Annotated in this window: 4 protein-coding genes and 1 rRNA gene; 2 read left to right on the top strand and 3 right to left on the bottom strand. The window is 35.0% G+C overall.

Going from position 1 to position 4,298, the window contains the following annotated elements; genetic code table 11:
* The 3 genes from C245_RS0122415 to C245_RS0122400 form a co-directional block, all read right to left on the bottom strand.
* A 16S ribosomal RNA gene (locus tag C245_RS0122415) occupies window positions 1–196 on the bottom strand; the annotation flags it as partial.
* Between the two features lie 850 nt (window positions 197–1,046).
* Window positions 1,047–2,282, bottom strand: coding sequence for an ABC transporter permease (locus tag C245_RS0122410; RefSeq protein WP_017498847.1), 1,236 nt, complete (start codon window positions 2,280–2,282; stop codon window positions 1,047–1,049).
* Window positions 2,283–2,400: 118 nt separating this feature from the next.
* Window positions 2,401–2,895, bottom strand: a complete 495-nt coding sequence (locus C245_RS0122400; RefSeq protein ID WP_017498845.1) for a YkgJ family cysteine cluster protein — start codon at window positions 2,893–2,895, stop codon at window positions 2,401–2,403.
* 74 nt (window positions 2,896–2,969) lie between these two features.
* Here C245_RS0122400 and C245_RS0122395 point away from each other — a divergent pair, with 74 nt between their 5' ends.
* Together C245_RS0122395 and C245_RS0122390 are read left to right on the top strand one after the other, a co-directional pair.
* Complete coding sequence (locus tag C245_RS0122395; RefSeq protein WP_017498844.1) at window positions 2,970–3,677, top strand: bifunctional 2-polyprenyl-6-hydroxyphenol methylase/3-demethylubiquinol 3-O-methyltransferase UbiG; 708 nt, start codon at window positions 2,970–2,972, stop codon at window positions 3,675–3,677.
* Window positions 3,678–3,688: 11 nt separating this feature from the next.
* Window positions 3,689–4,234 carry a YfiT family bacillithiol transferase gene (locus C245_RS0122390; protein WP_017498843.1) on the top strand — a complete coding sequence of 182 codons (546 nt, stop codon included), beginning with the start codon at window positions 3,689–3,691 and terminating at the stop codon, window positions 4,232–4,234.
* The last annotated feature ends 64 nt before the right edge of the window (window positions 4,235–4,298 follow it).

Raw genomic sequence — 4,298 nt, 5'->3', positions numbered from 1 at the left:
CTGCTTCATGCGAAGCTGCTATGCTATGAGGTATTAATCCAAATTTCTCTGGGCTATCCCTCTGTAAAAGGTAGATTGCATACGCGTTACGCACCCGTGCGCCGGTCTCTATATCCGAAGACATATACCCCTCGACTTGCATGTGTTAAGCCTGCCGCTAGCGTTCATCCTGAGCCAGGATCAAACTCTTCATCGTATATTTTTATATTATATTGCGATGATATCTATCGGTTCTTTTCAAATCTTACGATTCTATTACTCTTATTCTTTTGTTTCGATTTTCATCGAAACGGCTGTCAATTCAATATGTCTACGAACGTATTCTTTTTTATTAATCTCGCTTGTCTCTCAAAGCGGGTGCAAAAGTAGAAAACTTATTTCTAATCGGCAAGAGTTTTTTGAAGTTTTTTTTAGAAAATTTCTTTTCCTTTTTAACTCCTCTCCTTACCAATCTTTCAATGAACTTCCCTTGTTTTGCGGGGTGCAAACTTAAAACTTTCTTTCTTTACTCGCAAGCTTTTCGGAATCTTTTTTTGAAAATTTCTTTTCGTTTTAATTCCTTCGCTTGTCAGTATTTCAGTGAACGTTTATCGCTGTTGCGGGTGCAAAAGTAGTCACTTTATCCGCTTTTACAAGCTTTTTCTAAACTTATTTTTAATCTTTTTCTTAACTGACTGGTTTGGCGTTTTTTACAAACCATCTTTTTTCTGCTCCTATAAAAATTAAACCCGACAGGTTCTAAAAACCTGTCGGGTTTGCGTCTTTCTTCAATTTCAATTCAATCCCCCTAGCCCCGATAGCAGTGGAAATCCTTTTGATTTTTCCTTTAAAAAGCAAAAGATTGAAGCAGATAGCGGGATAAAGCTTCGACTTCGCTCAGCTGGACAGAAAAACTACTCTTATATATAGTATAGAATCTCAAATACCAAGCTTCGACTTCGCTCAGATGGACAGAAAACCTACTCTTATATATTAGGTAGTAAAAAAACAAACCCGACAGGTTTTAAAAACCTGTCGGGTTGTATATACACTCCAGAACAATACAATTACTCGAAACGAATAGCTTTAACCGGAGAAATCTTTGTGATTATATAGGAAGGAATCAACAACACTACAAAACAAACTCCAACCGTAAGCAAATTCAATAAAATAATATGCCAAAGATTAAAATAGACCGGAGCCTGATTTACATAGTAATTTTCAGGATTTAAGCGAATCACTCCAAACTGCTGCTGAATTAACAACAGAGCAATACCAATTAAATTTCCCCAAAATAATCCCCGAACAATCAAATAGAACGCGTTATATAAAAACACTTTACGAACCATCCAGTTATTAGCTCCCAACGCTTTTAAAATTCCAATCATTTGGGTTCGTTCTAAAATCAAAACCAACAGCGCTACAACCATGTTAATGGTAGCCACCAATATCATTACCCCTAATATTACTATGATATTAAAATCGAAAAGCTGCAACCAATCAAATATATAACTGTACTTCTCTATTATTGTTTTGGTATCCAGATTAGATGATGTTTGATCGTAGATTTTTTCTCCTGTTGTTTTAATAGCATCAAAGTCATTAATGAATACCTCAAAAGCGCCAACCTGATTGGGACTCCATTTATTAATTCTTTGAATATGCCTTATATCCCCCAATATATAAGTGGCATCAAAATCCTGAAAACCTGAACTAAAAACACCTGCTATTCTGAATCGGCGGCTATTAGGCATTTTCCCCTGTTCTTCTTTGATAAAAAAAGTATTAAAATTATCTCCTACTTTTAGATGAAGTCGATCTGCAAGGAATTTTGAAATCAAAACATCTTCGTTTAAAGCAGCTGAAAAATCAGGTAACCTTCCTTCAACCAAATACTCTTCTATATTTTTCCAGTCGTAATCCGCTCCGACTCCTTTGAAGATTATACCTTCAAAAGAATTTTCTGTCCTGATAATACCAGCTTTACTAGCGACTGCCTGAATATGATTCACCCCAGGAACTGATTTAAATTCAGGATAAAACTCCTGTTTTTTCGAAATAGGAATCAAAGTAACATCAGAATTATTATTATCGTAGTTTGAAATTATAATCTGCCCGTTGAAAGCCGAAACTTTATCCCTTATTTTTTTTTGAAGACCAATCCCTGTCGCAACAGAAACGATCATCATTATCATACCAATAGCGATGGCCGAAATAGCAATTTTAATAATAGGCGCGGAAATACTGCTTTTAAAATCTTTTGCAGTAATTAACCTTTTAGCTATGAAATATTCTAAACTCAAATTTTATGTTGTCTTGAAATTATTAATTACAACCGTTTCCGGTTCATTCGAATCAAAAGTACATTTTAAAAAGCAAAAATGAATTGCTTCTAAGAACAATTATCAAATGTTTAGAAGGTTATAAAGGAAGCTTTTTCTTCATTTCCTCCACTATATTATATGCAGCAGGACAAATGGCAACATTCTTCAATGTTAAGTCCGCTATCTGATGAAACTTTTTACGATCTGTATGCGGAAATTCTCTGCATGCTTTCGGACGAACATCATAAATCATACAATAATTTTCATTATCCAAAAAAGTACAAGGAACACTTTTCAAAACATAATCTTTGTCCTCATCAATTCTGAGATATTGTTCGATAAATTGCTGCGGCTTTTGTCGGAATGATTTTGAAATTCTTTCGATATCAGCCAAAGTAAACAAAGGGCCGGTAGTTTTGCAGCAATTCGCACATTGCAAGCAGTCTGTTTTTTTAAATTCGGCGTCATGTAAATCCTGCATTACATAATCCAAATTCTTTGGCTGTTTCTTTTTGAGCTTATCAAAATACTTTTTATTTTCGATATGCTTATCTTTGGCTAACTTATTTAAGTTATTTAAAATTTGCTTCAAGTTTAAGATTTAAAGTTGAACTGCAAAATTAAACAACTTTAAACTTGTAACCTTAAACTTTGAACTAAAATACAATGAAAGATCTTTTCGGGAAAGCCATGTACGATTTCCAAACCAATAATTCACCTGAGAATATTATCACTGAAACTTCGATTTCTGAAGAAGATGAAATGAGTGTGGATTATTTATTCCGTTCGTACAATGAAATGCCTAAACTCGAACAAAAAGCATTGCAATTAGCCTTCGGAAAAACTCTGGACGTAGGCTGCGGAGCCGGAAGTCATAGTTTATCTTTACAAAATGACAGAAATCTGGAGCTTGTTTCAATTGACATTTCAAAAAATGCAATCGAAACCTGCAACCTTCGCGGAGTCAAAAATGCTATAGTCAAAAATATCCTGGATTTTGAGGAGGGAAAATTCGACACTATCATTTTACTAATGAATGGAGTGGGAATTTTCGGTAAACTAGAAAATTGCAACAAGTACCTTTCTAAACTAAAATCACTTCTGAACCCGGGCGGACAAATTTTACTCGACAGCTCAGACATTATCTATATGTTTGACGAAGACGAAGATGGCGGAAAATGGATCCCATCCGATAACGATTATTATGGAGAGCTTGTGTTCAACATTTCTTATAAAGGCGAGAAAGAAGAGCCGTTCGACTGGCTGTACCTTGATTACAATACTCTTCAAAATGCCGCTGCTGCAAATGGATTAAAATGTGAGCTCATCCTTGAAGGCGACCACTACGATTATTTGGCTAAACTTTCTCTATAAAACAACAAAACATGAACGAAACAGATTTAGAAAAACTAAAATATCCGATCGGCAAGTTTAAAACTCCAGCAGATTATACCTCGGAGTACATTTCCGATAGTGTTGCCATCATTGCCACTTTTCCTGAAAGATTAAAAAAAGAAACGATTGATTTAACCGACGAACAACTAGACACTCCTTATCGTCCGGACGGATGGACCGTTCGTCAGGTAATTCATCATTGTGCCGAAAGCCACATGAACTGTTATATCAGAATAAAATGGGCTTTAACCGAAAATAATCCTGTAATAAAAGCTTATGATGAAAAATTATGGTCTGAATTACAGGACAATCTAACCATGCCAATCCAACCAACCTTACAATTACTGGAAGGACTACATTACAGACTAGCTTATATCATGAAAAATCTAAGTCCGAAAGATTTAAACAAATCATTTATTCATCCCGAAAATAACTCCGAATTTCTGATCAAACAAATCATCGGAATGTATGCCTGGCACAGCAACCATCACCTGGCCCATATAACAAATTTAAAAAACAGCAAAAATTGGATCTAAATCTGATGTTTCCTTTTTACACAGTGTATACTATTTACCAGAAACAAAAAATCTCTTCAATTGA

It is taken from the genome of Flavobacterium sp. WG21 (assembly GCF_000335775.1).
GTDB classification, from domain to species: Bacteria; Bacteroidota; Bacteroidia; order Flavobacteriales; family Flavobacteriaceae; genus Flavobacterium; species Flavobacterium tructae.
The sequence above is the reverse complement of the archived record's forward strand: the minus strand, read 5'-3'. Positions and strand labels throughout refer to the sequence as shown.